Genomic DNA, 26478 nt, shown 5'->3' with positions numbered 1-26478 from the left:
GGAGTTGTGACGAGCTCGGAAGGCCTGCCGTAGTGCCCGGCCCGCCGCTCCCGCCCTTCCCCGGGTGGGTCCGGACGGTCGCGGCCCAGGCCGGGCTGTGGTTCTCCGCTCCCGGCTACGGGTGCACGGTCAGCCGGTGCAGGCGCTCGCCGATCTTGTAGTACAGGTCGCCGAAGCGGTCCGCCGTCAGGTCCTCCATACCCGGCTCGGTCAGCAGGACCGTGACCGCCTTGGTGACCTTGTCGATCTTGAAGATCCGGTCGCCCTGGGTGCCGTAGACGTGGGCCGGGTCCTTGGCCACCGTCAGGAGCACGCCGTCGCGCCAGGCCATCGTCGGCTTCGCGTCGTAGTCCGGGTCCGGGAACAGGCGCTGCGTCTTCATCGCGGCCGGTGCGGCCGGGTCGAACGTGAGCAGGGTTCCGCCGGCCAGGCCCCACACCTGGCCGTCCACCTCGGTCAACGCCGTGACCGCTCGGGTCGACGGCAGCGGGTACCGCGCCACCGCGCCGTTCGCCGGGTCGTAGGCGAACACCTCCGCCGAGGCGCCCGGCGCGAACACCGGGCTGACGCCCAGCGCGCCCCGCGTCGACGTGCCGCCGAAGACCTTGCCGCCCGCGTAGGCCAGGGAGACCACCGCCTGGTCCGGGACGACGCAGACCGTCCGGCCCGGCGTGCCGTCCTGCCAGATGTTCAGCGCGCCGCTGCGCTTGCCGTACTTCGGGACCGTTCCCATGTAGACGGTCCCGTCGGGCGCGCCGGCCAGCGCGTACGGGCGGTCCTGGGGCGGCGGGCCCTCGCCCGCGCGGCAGTCGGCGGCCTTGTCGCCCGCGGCGCCGCCGGTGTACTGCAGCTTCGGCGGCCACGCGCCGCCCGGCTCGTAGCTGTACAGCCGGGCCGAGGGGTAGACGCCGATGTAGAGCTTCCCGTCGTGGGCCAGCAGGCTGTCGGTCTGGTTGAGGCCGGTGAGGGTCTTCGTGTCCGGGTGGTTCTCGTCGGCGTCGCCGTGCAGCGGGTCGTACACGCCGGTGCCGCCGGTGAGGTAGCCGCCGGTGTAGATCCTGCCGTCCGGTCCGGTGCCGAGCGCGTTGATCGCGGCGGGCAGCACCGGGGTGCCGGTGACGAGCCGGGTGCTCGACGCACCGGTCGCCGGGTTGTACTTGAAGATCCGGGTGCCGTCCGGGCCCGCGCCGAGGCCGGCGAGCGTGCCGTTCTCCCAGCTGTAGCCGGTGACGTCGAGGTCGGGCCGCACGCTCGTCGCCTGCACGGCCTTCGTGGCGATGTCGTAGGACTGCAGCAGCCCGTCCTTGACGAACCAGACCTTGCCGTCCGCGGCCGGGGAGTGGTGCAGGTCGGTGTCGGTGATCGTCGCGTCCACCACCGAGCGGTACGAGCCGTCGGCGTTCTTGACGACCTGCAGCACCAGCAGCGTCCGGTCGAGCCAGGCGAACAGCCGGCCGCCGGTCCAGGTCAGCCCGCCCACCATGGAGTTGTGCGCGTATTCGGCGGGCAGCAGGCTGTCGGTCCGCCCGGTGACGTTGTCGTAGCGCACCAGCGAAGCGTTCGTCCCGGTGCCGAGGTAGGTCGCGTTGGCCGCCGGGTCGTGGGCGATGCTGCGCACGTACTCCGCGCCGGGGACGATCGGGGTGGCGCCGATGGTGGTGAACGTGCCGTTGTCGTACTTGAAGTAGCGGCCGTTGTTGTAGGTGCCGCCGTAGACCTTGCCGTTGGCGCCGGCTTCGAGGTCCCAGATGAAGGAGTACCCGCTTTCGGCGCGGCCGAGGTCGGTCAGCGTGCTGGTGCCGGGCACGTGGCGGTACAGCTTCGAGTTCGGGTAGGTGCCCAGGTAGACGCTGCCGTCGGTGGCCGTGGTGGCGGCCCAGCCGCCGACGGTCGGCGTGTCGGCGGTGTCCGGGAAGGTCAGCTTCGAGGTGACCTTCTCGGTGGCGACGTCGATCACCGCCAGCTGGGGGTTGCTGTCGGCGGTGCCGGTGTAGACCGCGTAGGCCTTGCCGCCGGCGAAGGTGGTGGCGTTGGGGACGCTGCTTTCCAGCTGGACGCCGAGGTCCGTGTCGTCCTTGCTGATCACCACCTCGTCCCAGAACGCCGTGCCGACGTTGCCGACGCCCGAGTAGATGAGCGCGGAGACGCTGGCGGTGCCTGCGGGTGCCACGCCCGACGCGTCGGCGATGTTCCACTGCTTGCCGGAGACCGAACCGCCGGTGACGCTGCCGAGCAGCTGCCCGGCCGAGTCGCGGAACCGCAGGTACAGGTCGGCCGCGCCGCTCTCGGTCCACACCTGGGCGTAGGCGGTGTACCGGACGCCGGCGGTGGCGGGCAGCCCCGGCTGGCTTTCCCGGCCGTAGGCCTTGTCCGCCGCCGTGTCGTCGATGCGGGCCGTGGTGCGCCCGTCCCACGTCGTCGCGGTGACCCCGCCCGCGCTGTGCGACCCGCTCCAGCCGGTCAGCCCCAGGTCGAAGCCGCCGTTGGCGATCCGCAGGTCAGCCGCCCCCGCCGGGGTGGGGGCGGCGAGCAATCCGGTGGCCAGTGCGGCGGCGAGGGTGGTGGGCAGCAGACGTCTCATGGCGGCCACGATCGGGCGCGGCCGTACAAAACGGGTACAAGCCCCCTCAGCCGAGGAAGAAGTCCTCGAGGACCGGGGCCAGCGCGGGCGCCTTCACGATGTGGGTCTGGCCCGGCAGGGTCCGGTACTCCGCCGACGGCAGCACCTTCGCCAACGAGGCGACGCCGTGGCGCATCCAGTCCGGGCTGCGGCCTCCGTCGATCGCCAGTGCCGGGACCTTCACCTCCGGCCAGGCCGCGGGCAGGGGTTCGCCGGCCTGGTGGTCGAGCACCATCGCCGTGTCGTACGGGATCGTGTGGGCCACCTTCTTGAGCTTGGCCCAGAACGGCATGATCCGCATCAGGGCCACCGTGGCCCCGCTCAGGCCGACGCCTTCGGTCATGAACATCTTGACCGCCGTGCCGCGCTTGCCCTCCTTCAGCGCCTGGCCGAGCCGGGTCGCGTAGTCGGCCGGGACGCGGCTGCGAGTGTTGTCGACGATGAACGGCGGCTCGTACACCGCCACCTTCGGGACCGCGAGGCTGCGAGCCGCTTCGAGGGCCAGGGCGGCGCCGGACGAAATGCCGAACAGGAACGCCTCGCCGCCCGCCTCCTTGAACAGCGCCGCGAGGTCCTCGACCTCGCGCTCGACCGTGTACGGCCCGGTGTCACCGCTTTCGCCCCGGCCGCGGCGGTCGTAGGTGTACACGGTGAAGTGCGCGGCCAGCTCCTTCGCCAGCGCGTCGTTGGGGGAGGAGCCGCGGTAGCACATCGCGCCGTCCACGAGGACGAGCGCGGGGCCGGACCCGGCGCGGGTGTAGGCGATCTCGGTGCCGTCGGCGGAAACCGTCGTGCTCATCGGGACTCTCCTCGCGACAGCAGGTGGAACGACGTGGTGGCGAGCCAGGCGAAGGCGATGATCACGGCCGCCCAGAAGCCGAGGATGACCACCGGGCTCGTCGACCCGGACGCTACGCCCGCGAACCCCGCGAGGAACAGCAGGCCGCTGAGCCGCGAGTACCACGCCCGCGCGGGCGGCAGGTGCGAGCCGATCGCGAAGCAGGCCGCGACCAGGGCGAGGAACCCGATGCCGCCGGCGGCGAAGTGCAGCGTGCCGTGCCAGCTGACCGACGACGGCGGGCCGGCGGGTGTGCCGGCCGGGAAGCCGTCCTGCGGGTCGGCGCGGAACACGCCCGCGCACAGCAGGCTGATCCCGTAGACCGTCAGCAGTCTCGGACCCCACCGGCCGGGCAGGACGCGCCGGAGCCCGGCCGCGGCTGCGATCGTCAGGGAGCCGGTGACCAGGAAGTTCGTGATCTGGACGAAGCCGAGCGAGCCGTTGGACAGGACGCTGGCGGGGTGCCGCGTGAAGTCGAAGCCGGCTCGGGTCAGGCCCTGGAGGACGCCGGTGGCCACGAACACGGGCCCGGCGAGAATGCCGCAGGTCAGCAGGGCCCGGGTGGTCGGGAAGGTGCTGGTGCGAAGCGCTGTGGTGGTCATGAGCACAGCCTGAAGCCGACCCATTCATCTGTCAAGACAAAAAAAATTGTCGGTAGGAACCGCGCCCGGCGATCCCGGGCGTGGACGTCAGGCCGAACGCAGGGTGAGGAGCGTGATCTCGCTGGGCGCGAAGATCCGGAACGGCGGGCCCCAGAACCCGGTGCCCCGGCTGTTGTACAGCTGGGTCGGCCCGTGCCGGGTCAGGCCGGACAGCGTCGGCTGGTCGAACCGCACCAGGAGGTGGAACGGCCAGATCTGCCCGCCGTGCGTGTGCCCGGAGATCTGCAGGTCGACGCCGGCCTCGCGGGCCTCGCGGACCTGCTTGGGCTGGTGGGCCAGCAGCACCACCGGGACGTCTTCGGGCCGGCCGGCCAGCGCCGCGGCCAGGTCGGGGCCGTGGCCGGGCAGGCCGGACGCGGTGCCCGTCGGGTCGTCGATGCCGGCGAACAGGATCCGGTCGCCGCCGCGCTCGAGCAGCGTCGAGCGGTTGTGCAGGGTGTCCCAGCCGAGCCCTTCCATGTGGTCGAGCCACGCCTGGGCTTCCCCGAAGTACTCGTGGTTGCCGGTGATGTAGAACCGCCCCAGGCCGGCCTGGATGCCGCCGAGCGGGTCGACCTGCTTGCGGCGCTTGGCCACCGCGCCGTCGGCGAGGTCGCCGGCGTGGCAGACGACGTCCGCCTCCAGGGCGTTGACCGCCGCGACCACCTGCTCGGACCACTTCGTCCGGTCGATCGGCCCGAAGTGGGTGTCGGTCAGCACGGCGACGCGCAGGCCGTCGAGCCCCGGCCCGAGCCGCGGGATGGCGACGTCGACCGCCTTCACCGGCGGCACGCGCATGGCGACGCGGTGGCCGTGCACCAGCAGCCCGGCCGCGACCAGCACGGTCGCGCCCGCGACGATCCGCGACCGCACCGGGTCGTCGACGCCGAGCAGCGCGGCCCGCAGCACCAGGCTGAGCACGGACCAGCTCCACAGCACCCAGATGACCGCGAGGAGCGAGTCGCCGAGGCGGGCGGCGGCGTCCTGCTGCCGCCGTGCGTGCCCGCGGACCATGGCGACCGGCATGGTGACCATGGCCAGCGCGAAGACGGCCGTCCCGGCGATCGTGCCGGCGGTGCCCCAGTCCGGCGCCAGCACCAGCGTCCACCACGGCATGGCGAACAGCACGAGCAGCGCCAGAAGCGGCACGACGACCAGTTGCCCTCTCATCGAACCAGGTTACAGCCCACCGGGCTCTTAGCGTTTTCGCTAGTCTGGTGGAAGGAGGAAGGGGGCGCTGTGCACACACTGCTCGAGCTGGCGTTCCCCGTGCTGGTCAGCCCGACCGCCCTGGTCGCCTTCGCCTCCCTCGCCGCCGCCAGCCTGCTGGTCGTGTTGCTCGTCGGCAGCACGCACCGGAGCGAGCTGGCGGTGTGGTCTTCGCCGGTGCGCAGCCGCGTCACCGCTTTGCGCCGCCGCGCCCGCCGTGCCGAGTCGATCCGGCTCCGCGATCCCGGCGCGCCCGGCCGCAGCAGGCCACGAGCACCCGGTTTCCGCAGCACGGCTGCGTAGTTCCTCAGCGCAGCCATTCCGCTCACCGCCCCATTCCTTCCCCTTGTGCGGAGTGCTGCCCATGTTCGGTTTTCTCGACGTGCCCGTCGCGGGTGCGTACCACCTGATCCACTGGCTCAGCGGCCCGCTGCCCGCGGCGCTGGCCATCGTCGTCTTCACGTTGTCCGTGCGGCTGGTGCTGCACCCGCTCGCCCGGTCGGCGGCCCGCGGCGAGCGCACCCGGGCCGCCCTGCTGCCGGAAATCCGGGCCCTGCAGGAGAAACACGGCCGCGACCGGGACCGGCTGGCCGCGGAAATGACGAAACTGCAGCAGGAGTCGGGAGCCTCGCTGTTCGCCGGCTGCCTGCCGATGCTGCTGCAGCTGCCGTTCTTCACGGTCATGTACCGGCTGTTCACCACGGCCACGATCGGCGGCGAACCCAACTCGCTGCTCGGCGCGACCCTCCTCGGGACGCCACTGGGTGCGCACGGCCTGGCCGGCAGCCCGCTCGTGTTCGTGATCGCGGCCGGGCTCGCCGTCGTGGCGTGGTTCACCGTGCGGCGGCAGCCGCCCGCCGCCGCCGGGGTGCCGGGCGGGAAGCTGCTGCGGCTGCTGCCCTACGGCACCGTGCTGGCGACGCTGGTCGTGCCGCAGGCCGCGGGGATCTACCTGCTCACGACCACGGCGTGGAGCGCGGCGGAACGGGCGTGGCTACGACGCGGCCCGTGAGCGCCGCCAGTCCTCGACCGCCTCTTCGACGTCCACCAGCGCCACCGTGAGCGGCGGGCCGGAGAGGTGGTTGAGGTAGGCCTGGCGGATGCGGGTGTTGAGGTCCTCGACGAGCTCCCGCACCTGCCGTTCGGTCCGCTCCGCGGCGAGCCGTTCCGGCAGGTCCTGGACCTCGCGTTTGAGCGCGAGCGCCGGCGGCAGCAACGCCTTCGTGTCGTGGCCGCCCTTGCGGACTTCGCGCAGCACCCAGTCGGTCGCCGCGTCGTGGCCGGTGGGCTTCGGCAGCGGCTGCCCGGTGCCGGGCAGGTCGTCGAACTCGCCGCGTTCGCGGGCTTCGTCGATCTGCCGGTCCACCCACCAGCGGAAGGACACCTTGGGCGGCTTGCGTGCGGTCATCGGTGACACCCCCTCCTGCTGCCGTCCAGGGTAATGTCCGAGGAAAAGCGAGGGGACCGCATGACCGTCGAACGCAGTGGTGCCGAGGACGTCGACCGGACGCTCGCGTTGCTCTGGCGCGCCCGCGGCGGCACCGGCGAACCGACCAGGGGCCGCCGCCCGACCCTGACGATCGAGCGGATCGTCGCCGCGGCGATCGCGGTCGCGGACGCCGACGGGCTCGCCGCCGCGTCGATGCACCGGGTCGCGAAGGAGCTCGGCGCGGGCACGATGACGCTCTACACGTACGTCCCGGGCAAGGCGGAGCTGGTCGACCTGATGGTCGACGACGTCCTCGTCGGGCGGCGGCTGCCGGGGCCGGGCGAGCCGCGCCCCGGCGACTGGCGCGAGCAGGTGGCGCTCTACGCCGAGCGGACGCGGCAGGCGTACCGGGAGCACCCGTGGCTGTGCGAGGTCTCGCGCGTCCGGCCGCCGCTCGGGCCCGGCCAGCTGGCGGGCCAGGAGTACCTGCTGTCGATCATGGACGCGCTGGGCCTGCCGCCGCGCGAGGCGGTCGCGGCGGCCAACGGGATCGGCACGTACGTCGACGCGAACGCGGCCCTCGACGCGGAGAACACGAGGCTGGAGCGGAGCACGGGCCAGTCGACCGAGGCGTGGTGGCACCAGCGCTCGTCGTTCTGGGAGAACTACTTCGTGGTGGACGCCCACCCGGCGATGAACCGCATCTGGCTGGGCGGCGGCTTCGACCAGGGAGCCAAGGCCCAGGGCGACACGGCGTACGAGTTCGGGCTGAACCGCATGCTCGACGGCATCCAGGCCCTGGTGGACTAGCGCCGCTGCACGCCGGCCGGGTGCGGCGAGGCGAGGCCGAGGTGCCACCGCCGCAGAGTCAGCCGTGTCCGGTCAGCGGCGGGTGCGCCACCTCGACCGGCGCCGCTCCTGCCGCGGCACCGCCGGCTCGGCGTCGCCGGCGCGCAGTACCTCCCGGCACACCGGGTCGAACCGGCCCGGTTCCTCGATCATCGGGGCCGCCAGGACCTCGTGGCCGCAGAGCGCCCGGAAGCGGCCCTCGTGGCGGCCCGCCGCGAACTCGTCCTCGGTGATCGCGTGGGTGTAGCCGTCGGTGTCGCAGCGGATGTGCACCAGGAACGGTTCCACCGGCTCACCCCGTCGCGCTGGTCGACGTGGTCGTGGTCGTGGTCGAGGTGCCCGCCGAGTCGGCCGGGGTGTTGGCCGCCGTCGTCGTCGGGGTGGTCGGGGTCGTGCTGGGCGTCGAGGGCGGGGTGGTCGGCGTCGACGGCGGAGTCGTCGGCGTCGAGGTGGGCGTCGACGACGTCGGGGTCGAGGACGCCGGGGTCGAGGTCGGGGACGAAGGCGTCGTCGTCACCGGCAGGGAGCCCGGCGGCAGGACGACCACCACCGGCGGTGCCGCCGGCGGGGCGGGGACGCCGACCGGGGCACCGGCCGCGGCCGCGTCCGGGGCGTCCGGGGCGCCGATCGGGACCTGGCTGTCGGGCAGCTGGGCCACCCCGCTGCGGTAGGCCGCCGCCCACGCCAGCACTGTGTCCACATAGGACTGCGAGTTGTTGTAGCGGCGCACCGCGATCCGCTGCCCCGCGTCCGTCGAGAGATCCAGCCCGCCCGAGCACAGGTAGCGCGCCGTGGCCAGGGCTTCGTCGTAGATGTTGTTCGGGTTGGACACGCCGTCGCCGTTGCCGTCCGAGGCGTAACCGCGCCAGGTCGACGGGATGAACTGGGTCGGGCCGACCGCGCGGTCCCAGCGGGTGTCGCCGTCGTACTTGCCGCCGTCGGTGTCCGGGATCGCGGCGAACGCGCCGGCGCCGTTGAGCACCGGGCCCAGGATCGGCTCCAGGGTGTCGCCGTTGGCGTTGACGTACCCGCCGCGCGCGTGGTTCGACTCGATCCGGCCGATGCTCGCGATCAGCGCCCAGTCCAGGTGGCAGTTCGGCTGCTCCTTGGCGAGGATGTCGGCGGCGTTCTTGTACGCCTTGAGCATGCTCGCCGGGATGCCGAGCGGCCCGGAGATGCCTGCGGACCCGGCGCGCCCGCCCGGCACGACCAGCGGCTCGGGCAGCGGCGGCTGGGGCAGGCTGCCGTCGACGGCGATCGGCGGCATGACGATGTCCGGCTGCTTCGCCGGGGCGGCGCGGTCCGGGAGGACGCCGCCCTTGCCGGCGTCGGCGATCACGACCGGCGCGGGCAGCCCGGTGGTCAACGTGGGCAGCACGACGAGCGCCCCACCCGCGAGCGCGGCGGCGGTCCGGCGGACCGAACGCGTGCTCCTGCGACGTGGCCGGTGCTTGGGCATGGTCGTCCCCGCTTCCCTCGATCTGTCGCTGATCGCCTCACCCGATCGGCCTCACCCACCGGTACTGACCGGTAGGAGCAAGCTATCCGATGGAACCGAACTTTGGCGAACGGCGCAGCAAAAACCGGTGCTCACGAAGAAGTTCGTCCGGATGGCACAAAACGTTAGGAGGGAATCTGTCAGATTCACCGAAACTTAACGTGCCTCTCCGGACAGTTTGTCCAGCAGGACACCGGGCACGGTGAGCCCGCGGTGCCGCACGTCCGAGGAAAACCGCCGGACGAGCGGATCCGAGGGCGTCGCCGCGAACGTCACGACGTCCCGGTGCAGCGCGGGCTTCAGCCGCCGCAGTCCACCCGCGAAGGTCCGGGTGAGCGCGGTGGTCGGCACCAGCGCCACGCCGAGCCCGGCCGCGGCGAGCTGGGCCGCCGTCGCCGCCTGTTTCGTCCGCATCACCGCCTCCAGCACCACGCCGTGCCGTGCCGCTTCCTGGTCGAGCCAGCCGCCGAGACCATTGTCCCGGTGGTAGTGCACCACCGGAATGCCCGCGAGGGCAGACATCGGGACCGCGGCCCGGGCGCCGAGGGGGTGATCCACGGGCAGCGCGACGACGATCTCCTCGCGCCCGACCAGCTCGGCCGTCCCGGTCCAGCGGCTCGGCCGCGGTCCGGCCGCGACGTCCGCTTCGCCCGATTCCAGCGCCTCGGCCAGGGCATCCGCGCTCGTGGTCTCGGTCAGCGTGATCAGCACCTCCGGGCGGTGGCGGTGCCAGGCGCGCAGCACCGGGGCCAGCAGCCCGGCGGTCATCGTCTCCGCGCAGGCGATCCGGAGGGTGCCTTCGCCGCCGCCGGCCACCGCGCGGCCGGTCCGGACCACCCGTTCGGCGGCGGCCAGTGCCGCCCGCGCGTCCGTGAGCACCGCCCGCCCGGCGGCGGTCGGGCGGACCCCGCGGGGCAGCCGCTCCAGCACCGGCGTGCCCAGTTCCCGTTCGAGCGCGCCGATCTGGTGGGACAGCGCGGGCTGGGACAGGTGCAGCCGCGCGGCCGCCTCGGTGATCGACCCGGCGTCGAGCACCGCGACCAGGCACTCGAGCGCGCGCAGCGTAGGCATTCGCAAATTCTATCGCAGGCATCGAAAACCTCCGGATCACGACGGGATTGCCCGCGGCTCGCGCAGCGCTGAACCCGGTGTGCGAGACGAAAGGAGCACGGAAATGTCGTTCGAGGGAAAGCGGCTGGTCGTCGTGGGCGGGGGTTCGGGGATCGCCCGGCGGATCGTGGTGGACGCACGCGAGGCGGGCGCCGAAGTCACCTGGGCGGGGCGGAATCCGGCGCAGCTGACCGCGCCCGGGATCCGGACCGCATTCGCCGATCTCGGCGAGGAATCGTCGCTGAAAGCGCTTGCTGAAGGGGCGGGCGAAATCGACTTCCTGGTAACGCTCGCAGCGGCGCCGGCGAACGGCTCGGTCACGGCGCTGGACCGCGACGCGGTCGTGCGGGCGTTCGACGCCAAGGTGGTCGGCCCGCTGGTGCTGGCCAAGCATTTCGCGCCCCGGTTCCGGGAAGGCGGCGCCATGGTCCTGTTCTCCGGCGTCGCCGCGTGGCGCCCGGTGCCCGGGCGGACGGTCATGGCGACGACGAACGGTGCCGTCGCGTTCCTCGCGGAAGCGCTGGCGGTGGAGCTCGCGCCGGTCCGGGTCAACGCGATCTCCCCGGGGATCGTCGACTCGGGCGCGTGGGACCGGCTCGGCGAGGCGAAGGAGGAGTTCTTCCGCCGGACCGCCGAGGCGAACCCGGCCCGCCGGGTGGGCCGGGCCGCGGACGTCTCGGCGGCCACCCTCCAGCTGCTGGCGAACCCGTTCGTCACCGGCTCGGTGCTGCATGTGGACGGTGGCGGCCGGCTCGCCTGAAACCCTGGGTGAACAAGCCTTTACAGGACCGGGGGCGATTCCTATGATCGGCCGTCCGGACGCGCTGCCGCCCGTCCGGACGGCCCAGGTGGAGGGTTTGATGGCACGTAGGGCTCCGCGCCCCGAGCGGGTGACCGTCGCCGAGCTGCTGGTCCGGTCCGACGCACCGCGCGACCGCTACCGCGACGAGGACACTCTCGTGCTCCCGCGGGCGCGCCACCGGGAAAAACCGCAGGTCCTGCGCTCGCTGACGCGGTTGCGGGTGTTCTCCGTGGTGGCCGGGGCGCTGGCGCTGACCGGCGGGGTCAGCGCGGCGGTGTCGATGCCACCGCAGCGGTCCGCGGGCGCGGCCTGGCCGCCGGCCGGCCTGGAGCCCCCGGCGGTGGCGCTGGTGCCGCTGCCGGCGGACGTCGTCGTCCCGCCGACCAAACCGGCTCCGAAATCCGTGACGCCGGTCGCCGAGCCGGCCGGGATTGCCCCGCCTGTGGTCGAGCCCGCATCGAATTCCGCCGTCGTCCCGCCCGCGCGCCGCGGAAAACTGGCGCGTGCGGTCAAGATCGTCGACAAGGTGAAGGAAGCGCCGAAACCGAAGCTGCCCCCGCAGGCGGCTCCGGTGCGCCACGAGATCCCGGACTGGCAGTCGATGTGGTCGCGCGGCCGCCCGGAAATCCCGGACTGGCCGTCGATGTGGGCCGGCCGCCGCCCGGCGGGCTTCCCGGGCGGCGGGCACGACGGCTGCGGCGGCGGCCGGCACCGCCGCTAGCCCTCACGCCTCCAGCGGGATCTGGTACTGCATGAACCCCTTGTCGAGCGCGACCTGGTCGTAGAGCCGCCGGGCGGTCGCGTTCGACGTCTGCGTGTGCCAGTAGACGCGGACACACCCGGTTGCCCTGGCCCACTCGGCGACGGCTTCGATCAGCGCGCGGCCCGCGCCACGGCCGCGGGCCTTCTCGGCCGTGAAGAGGTCCTGCAGGTAGCAGACGTCGGCCGACGTCGTGCTGGCGTGGGTCAGGAAGTGGACGATGCCGACGAGTTCGCCGTCGAGCCGCGCGCCGAGAGCGTGCATCCGCTCGCCGCTCGCGAACTCGCGCCACGCCCGGTCCATCCGCTCCGGCGCGAGCGTGCGGCCGTAGAAACTGTTGTAGCCGGCGAACAGGTTTTCCCAGCTCGCGCGGTCTTCTTCGGTGAGGCCCCCGATGGTGATCATGACCGGAGGCTAGCCCGGGGGGACACGCACGGGACACAACTCGTCAGTAAGGTGACGAACCCGAAACGAATTCATAGAATCGGGGCCCGGTCGGCGAAATGCAGCGGAGGTTCCTGATGGCGCGCACGGCACACCGTGCCAGTGGCAGACCCGTCACCGTGGGGGAGCTGATGCTGCGGCCGGATGTCCGCGGCCGGCGTCGTCCCGAAGACCTCGAAGTGCTCGAACTCGCCTACCGGATGCGCCGCCGGATCGGTCCGGAGCCCGTGGTCCGGGTGCCCTCGCCCGGCGCCCGCGCGCTGGCCGCCGTCACCGGGTTGTGGCGGCGCAAGCCGCGGTAGCCGGCCGGTTCAGCGCGCCGCGACCGCGAGCGCCGCGGCCAGCACCCGGTGCCCGGCCGCGGTCGGGTGGACGTCACAGCCCCCGCCGGGCAGCGCGATCAGCAGCCCGGCCGCGCAGGGATCGCCGCCGGACCGCAGCGAGGCCAGCCGGAACGCGGTGAAACCGTCGGCCACCGCGCCGTGGTAGCGCCGGGTGACCCGGCCCAGCAGCGCGTCGAGCGCCTTCACCCGCGAAACCTGGGTGGCGTCCCGGTAGTCGAGCGAGTAGTAGGACACGAGCACCAGGTCACCGCGGTAGTGCGCCCGCACGGCCCCGAGGATCGCCGCGAGGTTCCGGCCCACCTGCTCGAGGGCGGCCGGGAACGACGTCGTGCAGTGGTCCGGGGTGGTGTCCTGGCACAGGAACAGGTCGTTGGCGCCGATGGTGAGCGTGACGAGCCGGGTGTCCGGGTGGGCGCGCAGGAACGCCACGGCGTAGTCGATCTGGGTGCCGGGATAGGCCACGTGCAGCGGGAACGCCGTCCGGTAGCCCGCGGGGGAGCCGAGGGAGTTCTCGCAGCCGTTGCTCTGCGCACCGGCCGTCAGCAGGCTCGCCGTCGTCTCACCGGGACAGGACGCGTTGGCGAGCCGGAGGCCGCGGAGGGCCGCGTACTTTTCCGCGTAGCCGCGGAAGTTGGCCGGGTCGAGGTAGTCCGAGGGCGGGGTGACGGCACCGGGCCGGTAGCCGAACGCGACGGAATCGCCGAGCGCGAGGTACCGGCCGTGGTAACCGGTCGCTTCCGCGGGCGCCGTCGTCAGCGACGTCAGCGCGAGGACGGCTGCTGCGGCGGCGAAAACCCTGCTCCTGAACCCCATGACCGGCTCCCTTCCCCGCGCCATTGCGTGGCCGGAACCGATTTTGCCCCGTCCCGGCCCCGCGGCGGAAGCGTCAGAAGCCGATCGTCGACGGCGGCTTCGGCCCGGCGGCCCTGGCCTGCTCCGCGCCGGGCTCGACCGCCGCGCAGTGCGTGCCCCGGGCCGGGAGCTTGCCGGTGATCAGGTAGTCGTCGGCCGCCTTCGTCACGCACGGGCTGTGCTTGAAGTAGGCGCCGTGGCCCCAGCCGTCGTAGGTGAGCAGCGTGCTGCCGCTCTGCCGGGCGGCGGCCTGCGACCACGCGTACGGCGTCGCCGGGTCGTGCCGGCTGCTCAGCATCAGCAGCGGCGGCGCGCCGTGCACCTGCAGCGGGTGCTGCGGGTTGCCGGCCGGGTCCGGCCAGCCGACGCAGCCGGTGACCGCCCGCCAGGCCAGCGCGTTGACCTTGACGTCCGGCGCGAAGGCCGCGGCGGCGCGGCGGTAGATCTCGAGTTCGGCGAAGCTGTGCACGGGCAGGCGCCAGTCGTCGCAGAACACGCTCTGGAAGACGGTGTTGACGCCGATGTCGTCGCGCAGCTTCGCCGACGCGGCCGCGGTGCCGTCCGCCAGGGACCGGAGCACGCTGGCGAGCCGGCCCCAGTCGGGGCCGTAGAAGTTGCCCTGGATGCCCGAAGCGAGGTCCAGCGGCGTGACCGGGTCGCCGCTGCGCGGGTCCTTCAGCTCACCGCGCGCGGCCTTGTCCTGCAGGGCGCGGGTCAGGGCGGAGACGTCCCGGCCGTGCAGCGCGCAGGCCGGCGTCCGGTCGCACCAGGCGGCGAACTCGCGGAACTCCGCCTGCACCGACTGCGTCTCGCTGTGGAGGAATTCCCACGCCGTGACCTGCGAGTGGTCCATGTTGCTGTCCAGCACGAGCGCGCGGACCTTGTCCGGGAACAGCTCGGCGTACTGCTGGCCCATCAGGGTGCCGTAGGAGACGCCGTAGTACGTCAGCTTCGGCTCGCCGAGGGCGGCGCGGATGGCGTCCATGTCCCGCGCGACGCTCTTCGTGTCGCCGTACTGCGCCAGCGGCCCGGTGATCCGGGTGCAGCTCTCGCCGACCTTCCGGTTGTACTGGGCGAGCTGCTCGAACTCGGCCTGGTTGCGCGGGACCGGCGGGTGGTCGGCGATCAGCTCGGCGAGACCGCACTTGATCGGGGTGCTGTCGCCGACGCCGCGCGGGTCGAAACCCACCGTGTCGAAGCGTTTCGTGATCTCGGCTGAAAGGGACCAACCGGCCTTGACCTCGCCGGCGCCCGCGCCGCCGGGGCCGCCCGGGTCCATCAGGACCGAGCCGATCCGGGCCCCGGGATCGGTGGCCTTGCGCCGGGCGAGCGCGATGGTCGTGGTGCCCCGGTCCGGATGGGCCCAGTCGATCGGCACGGTCACCGTGCCGCAGTCGGCGCCGGGCGCGTCGGCGCACGGCTGCCAGTCGACGGTGCCCGCGGCCGAAGCCGGGGTGGCTGTCAGCAGGCTGCCCAGTACCGCGGTGACGGCCACGGCCGTCAGCCAGCGTTTGCCGACCCCCGTCATGCCCAGTCCTTCCCCTCACCGACAGTGCACGATCGGCTCCAATAAATCACCGATCCGGTGATCGCGCCAGCTTCCCAGGTGAATCAGGCTGTGTTGTCCACTGTGGACGAACGTTCCGCTCGCCGGAGCCCGGCCGTGGCCACCGCGCCCAGCGCGCACAGCACCGCCAGCACGCCGAAGGCCCAGCCGAACCCGGCCGCCGGGCCGGCGGACAACCCCTGGGACAGCACGATCACGCACAGCGCGCCGCCGAGCGCACCACCCACGCGCAGGACGATGTTCACCAGCGCGGTGGCGTGGCCGAGCTCGGCGGCACCGACCGACGCGTAGGCCGCCGTCGACGCGGGCAGCACGGAGAGCCCGAGCCCGGCGCCGCGGATCACGAGCAGGGCTTGGACGAGCCACATCGGCGCGTCCGGGCCCAGCCACGGCAGCGGCACCGTGCTCGCCAGCACCACCAGTGACCCGGTGAGCGAGACGGTGCCGCCGCCGTACCGGTCGGTCAGCCGTCCGGCGGCGAACACGAACACCGTGGTGGCCAGCCCCATCGGGGCGAGCAGGACGCCGGACTCGGCGGTCCCCGCGCCGAGCCGGACCTGGAACCACAGCGGCAGCAGCAGCACGGCCCCGAACATCCCGGCGCCGCCGAGCAGCACGGACGCGAGCGCGGTACCCAGCACCGGCTGCGCGGCGAGCCGCAGCTGCAGCACCGGGTGCGGGACGCGCAGCGACCGCCAGGTGAACAACCCCATGGCGGCGGTCCCGATGCTCGCCAGCACGACGTCGAGCGAGCCCGGGGTGGCCAGTTCGGTCAGCGCGTACACCAGCAGGGGCAGGCCGAGCGACACCAAGGCGAGGCCACGCCAGTCGACCGGCGGTGGCTGCCCGCGGTCGCCGCGCGGCACGTACCGCAGGGCCAGGCCGAACGCGAGCAGCCCGATCGGGACGTTCAGCCAGAACAGCACCGGCCACGCGAAGTGCGCGAGCAGGAACCCGCCGACGCTCGGCCCGATCACCGGCGCCAGCCCGACCACGAGCGCCAGCGTGCCCATGGTGCGCCCCAGCCGTTCCGGGCCGACGGCCAGCCCGATCACGGTCTGCCCGGCGGTCACCATGACGCCGGCGGCCATGCCCTGCCCGGCGCGGACGCCGATCAGCGTGCCGGCGTCCGGGGCGAGCGCGCACGCCACCGACGTGAGCAGGAACGCCGCCAAAGCGCCGAGCCACAGCCGCCCGGCGCCGAACCGGTGCCCGAGCCACGGTGTCAGCGGGAGTGCGGCCGACAGGCCCAGCAGGTAGGCCGTGGCGACCCACTGGATCTCGACGAGCGTGACGCCGAGGCTGTCCCGCATCGACTCGAGCCCGACGGCGACGACCGAGGCGTCCATGTTGCCGAGGAAGCCGCCCAAAGCCATTACGCCGGAGGCGATCCAGACGGTGCGCGGAATCGGGGGTGCGGTGGTCATGGAGACGACGGTAGAAGTTCGACAAGGGTTGAGGTCAATGCCGGACTGTGAGGAGCGTGTGACTCGGCACGGCCGCGGGGGATCGCTCGGCCGGGGTTGCGGTCACCCGGCCGATCGGCGAACGGCCGCGCCCTGCCAGCCGCGGCCGGCGGCGAGGCCGCGGTAGTGCTCCAGGGCCGCCACGGATTCGGTGACCTGCTCGAAGCTCGGCAGTGCGCGCACGTTGGCCACCAAGGTCATGTCCTTGCGCGGGATCTCGACGAAGCACACCTCGACGCCGGCGAGTTCGGCGTGGGCGGCGACCCGGGCCTGCCAGCCGGGGAGATCGTCGTCGTCGCCGAGCCATTCGTGCAGGTAGACGCACCACTTGCCGCGCAACAGCTCGCCCGCGATGGCCTCCAGCCCGACCAGGTACGGCTCGGTCACCCGGCCGGCCATGACCGTTCCCCGGAACACCAAGGCATCGCTTCCCTCCTGCCCCTCCCGGCGGTGACCCCTACCGCCGGAAAGCGCTCTCTCGGCGGGGCCTCCCCGCCTCCGCCGAGCAGCGCGAACCCCGGTGACCGATGGCTGGGCACCGGGGTTTCGCCAAACTTACCGGTGGTTCTGTTTCACAGCAACCGGTTGCCGTGATCACCGGAAAGCGCGTGCACAATCGGCGTGCGGATGCACGTGCCGATTGCTTTCACCGCAGGTGGATGCGCAGCAGGTTCGGTGATCCGCCGAAGTACGCGCTGTCGGCGATGTACAGCGTGTCACCGCGGACGGCGACCGACGTCGGGTTGGCCAGACCATCCGAAATGGACAGGATCGTCCGCGTGCCGCCGTGGCCGACGGTGATGACCCGGTTGTCCTGGTTGACAGCCGCGACGACGGTGTCACCGTGGAACGCGAAGTCGTCGACCGGGCCGAGGCCCGACGCGGCGACCCGGCCCGGTCCACCGGTGAGCGGGAACCGGACCAGGGTGCCGCGGTCCAGGTTGGACACCCACAGCGCGCCGTCGTGGACCTTCACGCCGTTCGCCCCGAACCCGGTCACCGGGGCGAGCAGTTCGCCGGTGGCCCAGCCGGAGACCTGCCCGGTGCGCGGGGAGACGCGCCGGACGACCGAGCCGAACGAGTCGGCGACGAAGAGGTCGCCACTGGCGGGATCCCGGGCGACGCCGTTGTGGAAGCCGGCCGGCCGCAGCGCGGCCACCTGCACCGGCGGGCTCCCGGGCCGCGCCCGGTAGAGGCCGGTCGCCGCCGTGCCGGTCGAAACGGCGACGTACAGGTCGCCGCCGGGTGCGCGCACGATCCCGCCGAGGAACAGCTTCTGGTGCACCACGGGGACGTCGCCGTCGGCGGGCACCGGGATCCGGGCGATGACGCCGACCCGGCCGCCGGGGGTGACCCGGCCGATTTCGCCGGTGTAGGCGAAGGTGAGATCGGCGGAACCGTCGGGCTCCAGGGCGATGTTTTCCGGCTGCTGCCCGGCGGCGAGGTCGAGCGGGACGATCCGCGGCGTCGCCCGGGCGGGCGCGGCGGGCAGGGCGAAGACGGCGGCCGCGGCCAGCGCGGCGCCGATGTGCTTGATGCGCAAGGGAAACTCCGGTTCGGTTCGGGACAGGAGCGGCGAAGAGAACCCCGGATCGCCGTCCCTGGCGACGGTAGGCCCGGTGCGCGGGCCGCCGCCAATAGACCGGCTTGGCGGGGCCATCGGAAAACCGATGGCTGCCCGTGCGCAGCAAGGTCGCGTGGCGGCGGCTCAGAGGTCGCGGGCGAAGCAGCGTGAGAGCGGTTCGCCGCGATAGGGCCCGTAGGCCTCGATCGGTTCGTAGCCTTCGCGCTGGTAGAAGCGGATCGCGTCCGGCTGGCCGGTGCCGGTCTCCAGCAGCAGGCGGGTGATGCCGAGTTCGCGGGCGTGGTCTTCGAGCGCGCGCAGCAGGGCGGCCGCGACGCCGGTGCCGCGAGCCGCCGGGTCGACGTACATGCGCTTGATCTCGCCCGAGCCGGGGCCGAGCGGCCGGAGCCCGCCGCAGCCCACGGGGGTGCCGCCGGCGTCGCGGGCCACCAGGAACACCGCGACCGTGTCGGCGGTCGGGACCGCGCCCGGCTCGTGGTCGTCGGTGCCGTAGCGGGCGTCGAGCTCGATCCGCTGGGCTTCGCGCAGCCGGACGGCGTCCGGATCGTCCCAGGTCACCGGAGTGATCGTCAGCGTGCAGTCGAACATCAGGCCCCACTCCCTTTTCCGTAACGGTCGTTACCGTAGCAACTGTTACGCTTCCCGGGAAGGAGGTTCCGATGCCGAAGCAGCGTGACGTCCGGGCCCAGCGGGACCTGCTGTCGAACGCGACCTGGCAGGTGTTGGCGGAAACCGGCCTGCCGGGGCTGACGTTGCGGGCGGTGGCCGAGCGCGCCGGCTGCACCACCGGCCTGGTCATGCACGCGTTCCCGACCAAGAAGGCGCTGCTGCTGCACGCCCGCGACCTGCTCTACGAACGCACGGCCGCCCGCGCCGACGCGGCCGAGGCGGCGAGCCCGGACGCGCGCGGGGCACTCGCGGCGGTGCTCGGCCAGGCCGTGGACCTTCCGCACGGCCACCACGACGAATCCCGCGTGTGGGTCGGCTTCCTGGCCGCGGCCCTCGCCGACGACGACCTGGCCGGACGCCACCGCGCGGCGAACCGCTCGTTCCTGGCCCGGGTCCACCGGCTGGTCGCGGCCTGCTGTCCGAAGTGGACGGACGAGCGGCTCGAGCGGACCACGAAGAGCCTGGTGGCGCTGGTGGAGGGGCTGAACGTGCTGGCCGCGGCCGACCCGCAGACGTACCCGGCCGACCTGCAGCAGGCCGCGTTGCGGGCGGCGCTGTCCGTCATTCCCGAATGGGGGCCCGGGAGCGCGGTGAGCCGCTAGGATGGCCGGTCCGGCGGGAGGAGGGTTCGTGACGGAGGAACCGGCCAACCGCATCACGGGAGACGTCCTCGGCTCGGCGGTCCAGGTCGGCGAGCTCCACGGCAACATGTACGTCGGCGCCCCGCCGCCACCGGAGCCGGTCCCCGTCGAGCCGCCCGCGGACTGGGCGTCGCTGCCCGGGCTGCCGCCGAAGATCGATTCTCTGCTGCGGGCCCAGATCCAGAACGCGGAGAAGCTGCCGTACCGCCTGCGGGGCGCTCGCCGCCCGTCGCTGGCGACGGTCTACGTCCGCCAGGACGTGACCACCGGAACGGAGCTCCAGCCGGCCGACCCGGCGCGCCCGCTCCCGGTGCTCGACAGCAAGGGCAGGCTGATCGACGTCCCGCACCCCCCGGCGGCGCGGCTGACGGTCCGGCCCCCGTCCCGGAGCATGCGGGAGGCGCTCGACGGGGCCGAGCACCTGCTGGTGACCGGCGGGCCGGGCCAGGGGAAGTCGACGCTGTCCCTGCGCTTGGCCGCCGACGTCGCCCGCTGCTGGCAGGAAGCCGTCGATTCCCCGCCGTTGACCGAGCCGGTGGTTCCGCTGCGCCTGACGGCCCGTGAACTGGCGACCCGGCTGGAGCTGCCGTTCTTCGAGGCACTGGCGGAGACGGTCCGCGGCGAGTACGGCGCGATGCTGGCCCAGCCGCTGCGGCCGGAGGACCTGACCGGCCGCGTCGCGGGCTGCCGGTGGCTGCTCCTGGTGGACGGCCTCGACGAGGTGGCGGACACGGTGGTGCGGGACCGCCTGGTGACGGTGCTGGCGACGTGGTCGTCGGCCGAGGCGTACCGCGTGGTCCTCACGACGCGGCCGATCGAAGGGGCGACCCTCGCCCCGTTCCAGCGGATCGGCGCGGCGCGGTACGAACTGCTGCCGTTCGACGAAGAGGCTTTCCGCCGGTTCGCCGGGAACTGGTTTTCGGAAGTGCCCGGCGACGCGAAGCGGTTCGTGCGCCAGATCCGGGACGCGCACCTGGACGAGCTGGTCCGCGTCCCGCTGCTGGCGACGATCGCGGCGATCATCTTCGAGCGGTACGCCGACCGGCCGTTGCCGGACAACCAGTACGAGCTGTACGAGACGTACCTGGAGTACCTGCGGTCGGGACATCCGGTGCCTTCGGGCCCGTTCGATCCCTGCTGCGGTCCGTTGCTGGAGCACCTCGGGCGGGTCCGGCTCGAGGAGGACACGTCGCTGAGCGCCGCGGCCTGCCGGTGGGTGGGCGAGCGCTTGCCGGACCTGGGGCCGGAGGCGCTGTGGCGGGAGCAGCTCGTCGAGTACCTGGCCGCGGTGGGACCGTTCCTCTTCCGGGGCGGTGAGCTGGGGTTCCTGCACCACAGTTTCGCCGAGCACCTGGCGGCCACGGCGAAGGCGCGGTTGCTGCCGGACGTTTTCGGTCCGGCGCACCAGGAATTCGTGGAGCTGTTGCACGCGGCCGAGCCCGACGACCGGGGCCGCTACGCACGGCGGGTGCTGCTGCACTACACGCGGTTGCGCCCGGTGGAGGCCGATCGGCTGATCCGGCACCTCCACGGCGGTGGGCCGCAGCAGCACCTGCTGGCCGCGAGACTGCTGGCTTGGCACGTGCCCGCGGGTGCGGAAATCGTCGACGCGTTCCTGGCGACGGCCCGCGCCTGGGCGCTCACCACGCAGTACCCGGGCGGGCTGATCCTGGAAGACGTCAGCCGGGCCGCGCACCACCCCGGCCTGGTCGGCTGGTTGCAGGAGCTCATGCGCGACGACGGGATGCCGTGGTCGTCGCGGGTGGAGGCGGCGATCGCGCTGGGGACGCGGCTCCACAGTGAGGCGCGCACGGAGGCCGTGGAGATCCTCCGGACGATCGTGGGGGATGCGGGCATCGGCGTGGAACCCCGGCTCGACGCGGCCGATGCGCTCTCCCAGTGCGGCGACGGCGAACGCGAGGCGGCGGCGTCCGGGCTGCTTTCCGTGCTGGACAGCCCGTCGGTCACCGCGTCCCGGCGTGGCGACGCCGCGGTCGTCCTCGCCGGGCTGGGTGCCGGGCCGCGGGCGCACGCGATCAGCACGCTGACCGAGCTGCTGGACGACCCCGCCGCGCCGGACGAGGACCTCGTCGCGGCCGCGGTCAGCCTGCTGGAGATCGACGTCCGGTTCCACGAGCGCTGCGCGGCCGTGTTCCGCGCTGTCCTGCGGCGCCGTTCGTGGTCGGTCGAAGGGGTCGAGGACGCCGCGGTCACCCTGGCGTCACTGGGGCCGGAGTGCCTGGCGGAAGCCGCGGCCACCCTGGAAGACCGCGTCGCCGACCGCCGGCTGCACTACGTCGACCGCCTGCAGAGCGCCCGCGTCCTGTCACGGCTGGGGCCGCGGTACCGGACCAGGGCGGGCGAGCTGATCGCCGGGTTCGCGGCCGGGCCGGCCAGGGGCGCCGTCGACCGGGCCCACATCGCGTGGGTGCTCGCCGACTGCGGGGCCGAATTCCACGAGCCGGTCGTCGCCCTCATCCGCTCGGCGCTGGGCGATCCCGCCGCGAGCGCGGATTCCCGGCACGCGGCCGGGAACAGGCTGGCCACCTTGGGACCCGATCACTGGGCCGAGGCCGCGGAGGCGCTCGCCGACGCCGCTGACGATCCACTGGGGACCGAGGGCGTCGCCGTGAGCGCTCTCGGGATTCTCGCGACCTTGGGCGAACCGCACAAAGCCCGGGCCGTCGAAAAGCTGCGCTCGGCGATGAACGGCCCGGATTCGACCGCGGAGCGGCGCTGGCGGGCGGCGGCCGAACTCGCCTACCTCGGCCCGGAGTTCCACCCCGAAGTGCTCGGGCACTTGGTCCGGCTCACGGCTCCGTCGTTCGCCCCGAACATCCGGGCCGAGGCTTGGCGCCAGGTCAAACGGCTGGACCCGGAGCGGGAACAGCGGGCGTCCACCGCCCTGATCGGGCTGCTGGGTCAAGGCGAAGACCTTCCGGTCTATCGGTGGGAAGTGTCCGATCCGGACGAGCTCGCCCGGGCGCTCGAACAGAAGATGGACGACCGTGCGCTCAGCGCCCGCCAGCGGTGCGACGCCACATCGCTGCTGACCTGGATGCACCACCGCTACCACGCCGCGGCCGCCCGCGGCATCGTCGGCCTGATCGAGGACGACGTCGTCCCCGATCAGGAGCTCACCTCCGTGGTCCGGCCGGCCAGCAGGCTCGGTGCCGGATTGCGCCGGCTCGTGGCCGGCGCGTTGCGGGCCGTGGTGCTTTCCCCGGCGAGCCGCCCGAGCCGGGTCTGCGGCGCGGCCGAGGCGATCGAGGCGCTGGACACGCTCGGCGACGAAGACGTGTTTTCGGCGCTGCGCGCGATCGCCGCCGACGGCACGGCCGACGCGACGTCCCGGTGCGATGCGGTGATCCTGCTGGCGAGAAGCGGTGCCGTCCGGCTTCCGGAAGCCGCCGAAGCCGTGCTCGGCCTCCGCGCCGAACTGGACAACCTCGATTGGGGCGATCGTGTTCGCCGCCTGGTGTTGCTGGGCGCGGAGGTCACCGACGACCTCCGCGCGATGATTGCCGACCGCGACACCGACTTCCGGGTCCGGCAGCAAGCGGCCGTTCTCGTCGCGGAGACGCGGCCGGCGCCCGAGGCCGTCGCCGAACTGCGCTCGCAGACGGCGGACCCGTTCCTGTACGTCGGCTGGCGGAACCTCGCGATGAAGAGGCTGGCCACGGCGGACCCGCGCACCGCACCCGCGTCCGCCCGGGCGATCCGGGCGACGATGGAGGACGAGCGGCAGCAGGTGGAGGAACGCAGCTACGCCGCCTACGAACTCGCGTCGGTCGATCGGTCGGCGGGCGCGGACGCTCGCCGGGCCCTGGCGCGATTCGTCGGCGATCCGGAGTTCTCGCCCGAAGAGCGTGGCGAGGCGTTAAGGCTGTTGAGCTTCTTCCGGCCGGACGGCCGGACGACCGGGTTGCTGCTCGCCTTGGCCCACGATCCGGCGAACACCTCCGGCAAGGTCCGCGCCGGCGTGTTCCGCCACCTCACCGGCGCCGACCGCCGATCCGTCGGGCGGGCGCTGGTGTCGGATCGGCTCGCCGCGCCGGACACCTGGGCGGACGAGGTGAACCGGTGGAAGGACGGGCCACTGGCCCGGGAGGCGGAACGGGCCGTGCTCGACCGGCTGACCGGCCCGGAGTCACTGCCGTCCGCCCGGATCACGGCGGCGGCCGCGCTGGCCAAGCTTTCGCCGTCGTGGCAACCGAAAGCGGTGGAAGTGCTCGGCGAGCTGAGCCACGGCAGGACGGCGGCCCGTCGCGCGCGCCATGCGCTGGCGTTGCTGGATCCCCGCGGGCGGCACCGGGTGGCCGCGGACGCGCAAGCGGTGCTCGCCGACGCCGGGCGGTCCTGGCGGGCGCGGATGGAGGCTGGCTTCGTCCTGATCGACCTTGTCTCCGAGCTGCCCGGGCCCAGCCGGAAGCACCTGGAGGAGCTGCTGGATGACGGACGGCTCGCCGTCCGATTGCGGATTCGGCTGCTGTCCGACCTGATGCGGTTGGACGACGTCCGGGCGATCCGCGACGACCAGCGTCAACCGCTCCCGCTCCGCCGTGAGGCGGCTCTCAAGACCACCGGGTTCAGCCGCGAAGACCGCATTGCCGCCGCGGAGCTCTTCGAGGCGATGGCCGACGATCCGGGCTGTCACCCGAGGGTGCGCTGGTCGGCGGCCGCCGACCTCGCCGACCTGGGGACCCGGGGGCACGAACTCGGGACGGCGCTGCTGGCGAAACTCATGCACGACGAGTCCCTTCCCGTCAGCGCGCGCCGGAAGGCGGCCGGCCGGCTGGGGATGCTCAGGCCGGATTCGCGCGGAGAGGCGCTCGAGGTCCTGCGAGGGCTGCTGAGCGAACCGAGGCCCCTCATCCGGCGACTGGTCTGGAACACCATCGGCGACTTCCGGCCCGAAGAAGCCGCACTCGGCCTCCTCGACATGGCCCGCGACGCGTCCCTCGGCCCGGTCGTCCGCTGCAGCAGCGCCTGGGCTGCCGCGCACCTCCACCGCAACCACCGCGAAGCCGCCGCCGTCGTCGCCCGCGAAATCGCCCACGACGACCATGCCCCGGCCCACGTCCGCGTCTCCGCCGCCCGGCTGCTGGCGCGGACCAGCGACCTCTGCCTCGCCGAAGCTCGCGAGCTGATCACCCGCCTCACGCCACCGGCCCGAACCGGCGGCGGTACGCACTTGGGCTGAGCCCCGTGTGACGCCGCAGCTGCAACCGCAGGTTCGCCGCCGTCCCGAAGCCGCTCGACTCGGCCACCCGGTCCAGCCGCAACTCGCCTCGCTCGATCAGCCGGCAGGCCAGCGTCACGCGTTCCGTCGTCAGCCACGCCAGCGGGGTCGTGCCCAGCTCGGCCCGGAACTTCCGGTGCAGCGTGGCCGGGCTCGTGGCCGCCCGTGCGGCCAGGTCCGCGACCGTCAGCGGCGTGTCCAGCCGCTCCAGGGCCCAGGCGAGGACCGGCGCCAGCGACGTCTCCGGCACCGCCGGGACCGGGCGCGCGATGAACTGGCGCTGGCCGCCGTCGCGGTGGCCGGTGAACACCAGGCGGCGGCTCACCGCGTTGACCACCTCCGCGCCGTGGTCGCGGTGGATGAGGTGCAGGCCGAGGTCGAGGGAGGCCGCGCTGCCGGCCGCCGTCAGGACGTTGCCCTCGTCGATGAACAGCACGTCCGGTTTCCAGCGCACGCGAGGAAAGCGCGAAGCCAGCGAAGCGGCCCACTGCCAGTGGGTCGTCGCGCGACGGCCGTCGAGCACGCCCGCCTCCGCCAGCGCGAGCGCGCCCGTGCAGAAGCTGACCAGGCGGGCGCCGCGGTCCGCGGCCCGGCGGATGGCGGCGATGATCGCCGGGTCCGTCGGGACGTCGGTGTCCGGGCGGGCCGGGACGATCAGGGTGTCCGCCGTGTCGGCCGCCGCCAGGCCGGCGACGTCCGACAGCGTGAACATGCCGAGGTTCATCCGGACCGAAGGCGTCGCCGAGCAGAGCGTGAAGTCGTACCACGGCCGGCCGAGTTCGGGCCGCCGGAGGCCGAACAGCTCGGTCGCCACCCCCATCTCGAACGGGTTCGACTGCTCGGTGACGATCGCGACGACCCGGTGCGAGAATTCTTGCGGCATGTGCGATTCCTAGCACTCGTGCCGGCGGAACACCAGGTCGAGCATGGGACGCATGAACCCGATCGACCTGAACGAAGTCCTCGCGAGCTTCGACGCCGCCTGGAGCCCGCGCATCGTCACGCGCGTCAACGACTACGACATCCGCCTCGCCCGGTTCGACGGTGAGCACGTCTGGCACGTGCACGAAAACACCGACGAGTTCTTCCTCGTCCTGGACGGCGAGATCGAGATCGGCCTGCGCGACCCGGGCGAACGCGTCGTCACGCTCGGCCGCGGGCAGGTCTTCGTGGTCCCGAAGGGGACGTTCCACAAGCCGTCGTCGAAGGCAGGCGCGAGCGTGCTGCTCGTCGAGCCGGCCGGGACGCTCAGCGTCGGCGACGAGCACGACGAGGTGCCCGCCCACGTCGACGTCACGACGGGCCACCGGGCCTGACCTGCTGAGTCTTCCCTGGCAACGGCGTACTCTCGGTCCCATGAAACGGACATCGTTCGCGCAGTGGCCGTGCTCGATCGCGCGCACCATGGACCTGCTCGGGGACTGGTGGACCCCGCTGGTCCTGCGGGACGCCTTCTACGGCGTGCGCCGCTTCGACGAGTTCCAGCAGGCGCTCGGCATCGCGCGCAACACCCTCGCCGACCGGCTGAAGCGGCTGGTCGACGAGGGGCTGCTGGAGAAGGTGCCCTACCAGACCGAGCCGGTGCGGTACGACTACGTCCTCACCGAAAAGGGCCGCGACTTCTATCCGGTGCTGCTCGCGATGACCCGCTGGGGCGACAAGTGGCTCGCGGCCGAAGCCGGGCCGCCGATCACCGTGCACCACCTCACCTGCGGGCACGACACGCACGCCGAAATCGTCTGCGCGGAGTGCCGGGAGCCGCTGACGCCGGACGACACGCGGATGCGCCGCGGCCCCGGCTTCCCGCCCCGGCTGGCGCAGCGCCCGGACGTCGAGGAGCGCTTCGCCCGGCAGGAGCAGGCGTTGACAGAGTAAGTCTATCTACGCAACTATCGTGGTCAGCCGAGGAGAG

The 26478-nt window shown here is 73.0% G+C and carries 26 protein-coding genes; 10 read left to right on the top strand and 16 right to left on the bottom strand.

Annotation, left to right across the window (positions count from 1 at the left end; genetic code table 11):
- Positions 1-115: 115 nt before the first annotated feature.
- The 4 genes from AB0J55_RS28240 to AB0J55_RS28225 form a co-directional block, all read right to left on the bottom strand.
- On the bottom strand, positions 116-2581 hold the full coding sequence (locus AB0J55_RS28240; RefSeq protein WP_364254723.1) for a hypothetical protein: 2466 nt from the start codon (positions 2579-2581) through the stop codon (positions 116-118).
- Between the two features lie 46 nt (positions 2582-2627).
- The gene (locus AB0J55_RS28235) at positions 2628-3419 is read right to left on the bottom strand and encodes an alpha/beta hydrolase (RefSeq protein WP_364254720.1); all 792 of its coding nucleotides are present in this window, start codon (positions 3417-3419) and stop codon (positions 2628-2630) included.
- Positions 3416-4060 carry a DUF998 domain-containing protein gene (locus tag AB0J55_RS28230; RefSeq protein WP_364254717.1) on the bottom strand — a complete coding sequence of 215 codons (645 nt, stop codon included), beginning with the start codon at positions 4058-4060 and terminating at the stop codon, positions 3416-3418. The genes AB0J55_RS28235 and AB0J55_RS28230 overlap by 4 nt, the downstream gene beginning before the upstream one ends.
- Positions 4061-4147: 87 nt before the next feature.
- Complete coding sequence (locus AB0J55_RS28225) at positions 4148-5269, bottom strand: metallophosphoesterase (RefSeq protein WP_364254715.1); 1122 nt, start codon at positions 5267-5269, stop codon at positions 4148-4150.
- A 69-nt stretch (positions 5270-5338) separates the two neighbouring features.
- Between AB0J55_RS28225 and AB0J55_RS28220 the strand changes: the two genes are divergently transcribed.
- A complete protein-coding gene (locus AB0J55_RS28220; RefSeq protein WP_364254712.1) occupies positions 5339-5611 on the top strand; it encodes a DUF6412 domain-containing protein in 273 nt (90 codons plus the stop codon).
- A 61-nt stretch (positions 5612-5672) separates the two neighbouring features.
- Positions 5673-6320 carry a membrane protein insertase YidC gene (yidC, locus tag AB0J55_RS28215; RefSeq protein ID WP_364254709.1) on the top strand — a complete coding sequence of 216 codons (648 nt, stop codon included), beginning with the start codon at positions 5673-5675 and terminating at the stop codon, positions 6318-6320.
- Here the strand turns inward: yidC and AB0J55_RS28210 are convergent.
- Positions 6303-6716, bottom strand: a complete 414-nt coding sequence (locus tag AB0J55_RS28210) for a DUF1992 domain-containing protein (RefSeq protein WP_364254706.1) — start codon at positions 6714-6716, stop codon at positions 6303-6305. The genes yidC and AB0J55_RS28210 overlap by 18 nt on opposite strands.
- Positions 6717-6776: 60 nt before the next feature.
- Between AB0J55_RS28210 and AB0J55_RS28205 the strand changes: the two genes are divergently transcribed.
- Positions 6777-7547 (top strand): TetR/AcrR family transcriptional regulator C-terminal domain-containing protein, encoded by a 771-nt coding sequence (locus AB0J55_RS28205; RefSeq protein WP_364254703.1) that lies wholly within the window; start codon positions 6777-6779, stop codon positions 7545-7547.
- Positions 7548-7619: 72 nt separating this feature from the next.
- Here AB0J55_RS28205 and AB0J55_RS28200 read toward each other — a convergent pair whose 3' ends face one another.
- The 3 genes from AB0J55_RS28200 to AB0J55_RS28190 form a co-directional block, all read right to left on the bottom strand.
- On the bottom strand, positions 7620-7874 hold the full coding sequence (locus AB0J55_RS28200) for a hypothetical protein (protein WP_364254700.1): 255 nt from the start codon (positions 7872-7874) through the stop codon (positions 7620-7622).
- 4 nt (positions 7875-7878) lie between these two features.
- Positions 7879-9045 carry a lytic murein transglycosylase gene (locus AB0J55_RS28195; RefSeq protein WP_364254697.1) on the bottom strand — a complete coding sequence of 389 codons (1167 nt, stop codon included), beginning with the start codon at positions 9043-9045 and terminating at the stop codon, positions 7879-7881.
- A gap of 195 nt (positions 9046-9240) precedes the next feature.
- The gene (locus tag AB0J55_RS28190) at positions 9241-10155 is read right to left on the bottom strand and encodes a LysR family transcriptional regulator (protein ID WP_364254694.1); all 915 of its coding nucleotides are present in this window, start codon (positions 10153-10155) and stop codon (positions 9241-9243) included.
- A 103-nt stretch (positions 10156-10258) separates the two neighbouring features.
- Between AB0J55_RS28190 and AB0J55_RS28185 the strand changes: the two genes are divergently transcribed.
- Both AB0J55_RS28185 and AB0J55_RS28180 read left to right on the top strand, forming a co-directional pair.
- Positions 10259-10954, top strand: a complete 696-nt coding sequence (locus tag AB0J55_RS28185; protein WP_364254692.1) for an SDR family oxidoreductase — start codon at positions 10259-10261, stop codon at positions 10952-10954.
- Positions 10955-11054: 100 nt separating this feature from the next.
- Positions 11055-11717 (top strand): hypothetical protein, encoded by a 663-nt coding sequence (locus tag AB0J55_RS28180; protein WP_364254689.1) that lies wholly within the window; start codon positions 11055-11057, stop codon positions 11715-11717.
- 3 nt (positions 11718-11720) lie between these two features.
- Here AB0J55_RS28180 and AB0J55_RS28175 read toward each other — a convergent pair whose 3' ends face one another.
- Positions 11721-12161, bottom strand: a complete 441-nt coding sequence (locus AB0J55_RS28175) for a GNAT family N-acetyltransferase (RefSeq protein ID WP_364254686.1) — start codon at positions 12159-12161, stop codon at positions 11721-11723.
- Between the two features lie 158 nt (positions 12162-12319).
- Between AB0J55_RS28175 and AB0J55_RS28170 the strand changes: the two genes are divergently transcribed.
- On the top strand, positions 12320-12502 hold the full coding sequence (locus tag AB0J55_RS28170) for a hypothetical protein (protein WP_364254680.1): 183 nt from the start codon (positions 12320-12322) through the stop codon (positions 12500-12502).
- Between the two features lie 9 nt (positions 12503-12511).
- Here the strand turns inward: AB0J55_RS28170 and AB0J55_RS28165 are convergent, their stop codons facing one another.
- The 6 genes from AB0J55_RS28165 to AB0J55_RS28140 all read right to left on the bottom strand — a co-directional run bounded on the left by AB0J55_RS28165 (position 12512) and on the right by AB0J55_RS28140 (position 18602).
- Entirely contained in the window at positions 12512-13357 is an 846-nt protein-coding gene (locus AB0J55_RS28165; RefSeq protein ID WP_364254677.1) for a GDSL-type esterase/lipase family protein, read from the bottom strand.
- Positions 13358-13430: 73 nt separating this feature from the next.
- On the bottom strand, positions 13431-14924 hold the full coding sequence (locus tag AB0J55_RS28160) for an alpha/beta hydrolase (RefSeq protein ID WP_364254674.1): 1494 nt from the start codon (positions 14922-14924) through the stop codon (positions 13431-13433).
- Positions 14925-15007: 83 nt separating this feature from the next.
- Positions 15008-16390 carry an MDR family MFS transporter gene (locus AB0J55_RS28155; protein WP_364254671.1) on the bottom strand — a complete coding sequence of 461 codons (1383 nt, stop codon included), beginning with the start codon at positions 16388-16390 and terminating at the stop codon, positions 15008-15010.
- A 102-nt stretch (positions 16391-16492) separates the two neighbouring features.
- Positions 16493-16828: a hypothetical protein gene (locus tag AB0J55_RS28150; protein WP_364254669.1), complete on the bottom strand. Its 336-nt coding sequence runs from the start codon at positions 16826-16828 to the stop codon at positions 16493-16495.
- A gap of 247 nt (positions 16829-17075) precedes the next feature.
- The gene (locus AB0J55_RS28145) at positions 17076-17972 is read right to left on the bottom strand and encodes a hypothetical protein (RefSeq protein ID WP_364254666.1); all 897 of its coding nucleotides are present in this window, start codon (positions 17970-17972) and stop codon (positions 17076-17078) included.
- A gap of 165 nt (positions 17973-18137) precedes the next feature.
- Positions 18138-18602 carry a GNAT family N-acetyltransferase gene (locus tag AB0J55_RS28140; protein WP_364254663.1) on the bottom strand — a complete coding sequence of 155 codons (465 nt, stop codon included), beginning with the start codon at positions 18600-18602 and terminating at the stop codon, positions 18138-18140.
- Positions 18603-18673: 71 nt separating this feature from the next.
- Between AB0J55_RS28140 and AB0J55_RS28135 the strand changes: the two genes are divergently transcribed.
- Complete coding sequence (locus AB0J55_RS28135; RefSeq protein WP_364254660.1) at positions 18674-19285, top strand: TetR/AcrR family transcriptional regulator; 612 nt, start codon at positions 18674-18676, stop codon at positions 19283-19285.
- A 28-nt stretch (positions 19286-19313) separates the two neighbouring features.
- Positions 19314-24527: a hypothetical protein gene (locus AB0J55_RS28130; RefSeq protein ID WP_364254657.1), complete on the top strand. Its 5214-nt coding sequence runs from the start codon at positions 19314-19316 to the stop codon at positions 24525-24527.
- Here AB0J55_RS28130 and AB0J55_RS28125 read toward each other — a convergent pair.
- Positions 24484-25449: a helix-turn-helix domain-containing protein gene (locus tag AB0J55_RS28125; RefSeq protein ID WP_364254654.1), complete on the bottom strand. Its 966-nt coding sequence runs from the start codon at positions 25447-25449 to the stop codon at positions 24484-24486. The two genes, AB0J55_RS28130 and AB0J55_RS28125, sit on opposite strands and share 44 nt — an antisense overlap.
- Before the next feature lie 43 nt (positions 25450-25492).
- Between AB0J55_RS28125 and AB0J55_RS28120 the strand changes: the two genes are divergently transcribed.
- Complete coding sequence (locus AB0J55_RS28120) at positions 25493-25882, top strand: cupin domain-containing protein (RefSeq protein WP_364254651.1); 390 nt, start codon at positions 25493-25495, stop codon at positions 25880-25882.
- 40 nt (positions 25883-25922) lie between these two features.
- The gene (locus tag AB0J55_RS28115; RefSeq protein WP_364254648.1) at positions 25923-26441 is read left to right on the top strand and encodes a helix-turn-helix domain-containing protein; all 519 of its coding nucleotides are present in this window, start codon (positions 25923-25925) and stop codon (positions 26439-26441) included.
- Positions 26442-26478: the final 37 nt, after the last annotated feature.

The sequence above is a fragment of the Amycolatopsis sp. NPDC049688 genome (genome assembly GCF_040674975.1).
Classification (GTDB): domain Bacteria; phylum Actinomycetota; class Actinomycetes; order Mycobacteriales; family Pseudonocardiaceae; genus Amycolatopsis.
Note: the sequence above shows the minus strand (reverse complement) of the source record. Positions and strands in the feature narration are given on the sequence as shown.

What these genes read in the sequence shown, in the direction of transcription:
- AB0J55_RS28160 (WP_364254674.1), bottom strand. Translation starts at nt 14,924, where the DNA reads ATGACGGGGGTCGGCAAACGCTGGCTGACGGCCGTGGCCGTCACCGCG.
- AB0J55_RS28185 (WP_364254692.1), top strand. Translation starts at nt 10,259, where the DNA reads ATGTCGTTCGAGGGAAAGCGGCTGGTCGTCGTGGGCGGGGGTTCGGGG.
- AB0J55_RS28150 (WP_364254669.1), bottom strand. Translation starts at nt 16,828, where the DNA reads ATGGCCGGCCGGGTGACCGAGCCGTACCTGGTCGGGCTGGAGGCCATC.
- AB0J55_RS28180 (WP_364254689.1), top strand. Translation starts at nt 11,055, where the DNA reads ATGGCACGTAGGGCTCCGCGCCCCGAGCGGGTGACCGTCGCCGAGCTG.
- AB0J55_RS28155 (WP_364254671.1), bottom strand. Translation starts at nt 16,390, where the DNA reads ATGACCACCGCACCCCCGATTCCGCGCACCGTCTGGATCGCCTCCGGC.
- AB0J55_RS28235 (WP_364254720.1), bottom strand. Translation starts at nt 3,419, where the DNA reads ATGAGCACGACGGTTTCCGCCGACGGCACCGAGATCGCCTACACCCGC.
- AB0J55_RS28195 (WP_364254697.1), bottom strand. Translation starts at nt 9,045, where the DNA reads ATGCCCAAGCACCGGCCACGTCGCAGGAGCACGCGTTCGGTCCGCCGG.
- AB0J55_RS28240 (WP_364254723.1), bottom strand. Translation starts at nt 2,581, where the DNA reads ATGAGACGTCTGCTGCCCACCACCCTCGCCGCCGCACTGGCCACCGGA.
- AB0J55_RS28135 (WP_364254660.1), top strand. Translation starts at nt 18,674, where the DNA reads ATGCCGAAGCAGCGTGACGTCCGGGCCCAGCGGGACCTGCTGTCGAAC.
- AB0J55_RS28125 (WP_364254654.1), bottom strand. Translation starts at nt 25,449, where the DNA reads ATGCCGCAAGAATTCTCGCACCGGGTCGTCGCGATCGTCACCGAGCAG.
- AB0J55_RS28230 (WP_364254717.1), bottom strand. Translation starts at nt 4,060, where the DNA reads ATGACCACCACAGCGCTTCGCACCAGCACCTTCCCGACCACCCGGGCC.
- AB0J55_RS28210 (WP_364254706.1), bottom strand. Translation starts at nt 6,716, where the DNA reads ATGACCGCACGCAAGCCGCCCAAGGTGTCCTTCCGCTGGTGGGTGGAC.
- AB0J55_RS28165 (WP_364254677.1), bottom strand. Translation starts at nt 13,357, where the DNA reads ATGGGGTTCAGGAGCAGGGTTTTCGCCGCCGCAGCAGCCGTCCTCGCG.
- AB0J55_RS28120 (WP_364254651.1), top strand. Translation starts at nt 25,493, where the DNA reads ATGGGACGCATGAACCCGATCGACCTGAACGAAGTCCTCGCGAGCTTC.
- AB0J55_RS28225 (WP_364254715.1), bottom strand. Translation starts at nt 5,269, where the DNA reads ATGAGAGGGCAACTGGTCGTCGTGCCGCTTCTGGCGCTGCTCGTGCTG.
- yidC (WP_364254709.1), top strand. Translation starts at nt 5,673, where the DNA reads ATGTTCGGTTTTCTCGACGTGCCCGTCGCGGGTGCGTACCACCTGATC.
- AB0J55_RS28190 (WP_364254694.1), bottom strand. Translation starts at nt 10,155, where the DNA reads ATGCCTACGCTGCGCGCGCTCGAGTGCCTGGTCGCGGTGCTCGACGCC.
- AB0J55_RS28175 (WP_364254686.1), bottom strand. Translation starts at nt 12,161, where the DNA reads ATGATCACCATCGGGGGCCTCACCGAAGAAGACCGCGCGAGCTGGGAA.
- AB0J55_RS28140 (WP_364254663.1), bottom strand. Translation starts at nt 18,602, where the DNA reads ATGTTCGACTGCACGCTGACGATCACTCCGGTGACCTGGGACGATCCG.
- AB0J55_RS28205 (WP_364254703.1), top strand. Translation starts at nt 6,777, where the DNA reads ATGACCGTCGAACGCAGTGGTGCCGAGGACGTCGACCGGACGCTCGCG.
- AB0J55_RS28115 (WP_364254648.1), top strand. Translation starts at nt 25,923, where the DNA reads ATGAAACGGACATCGTTCGCGCAGTGGCCGTGCTCGATCGCGCGCACC.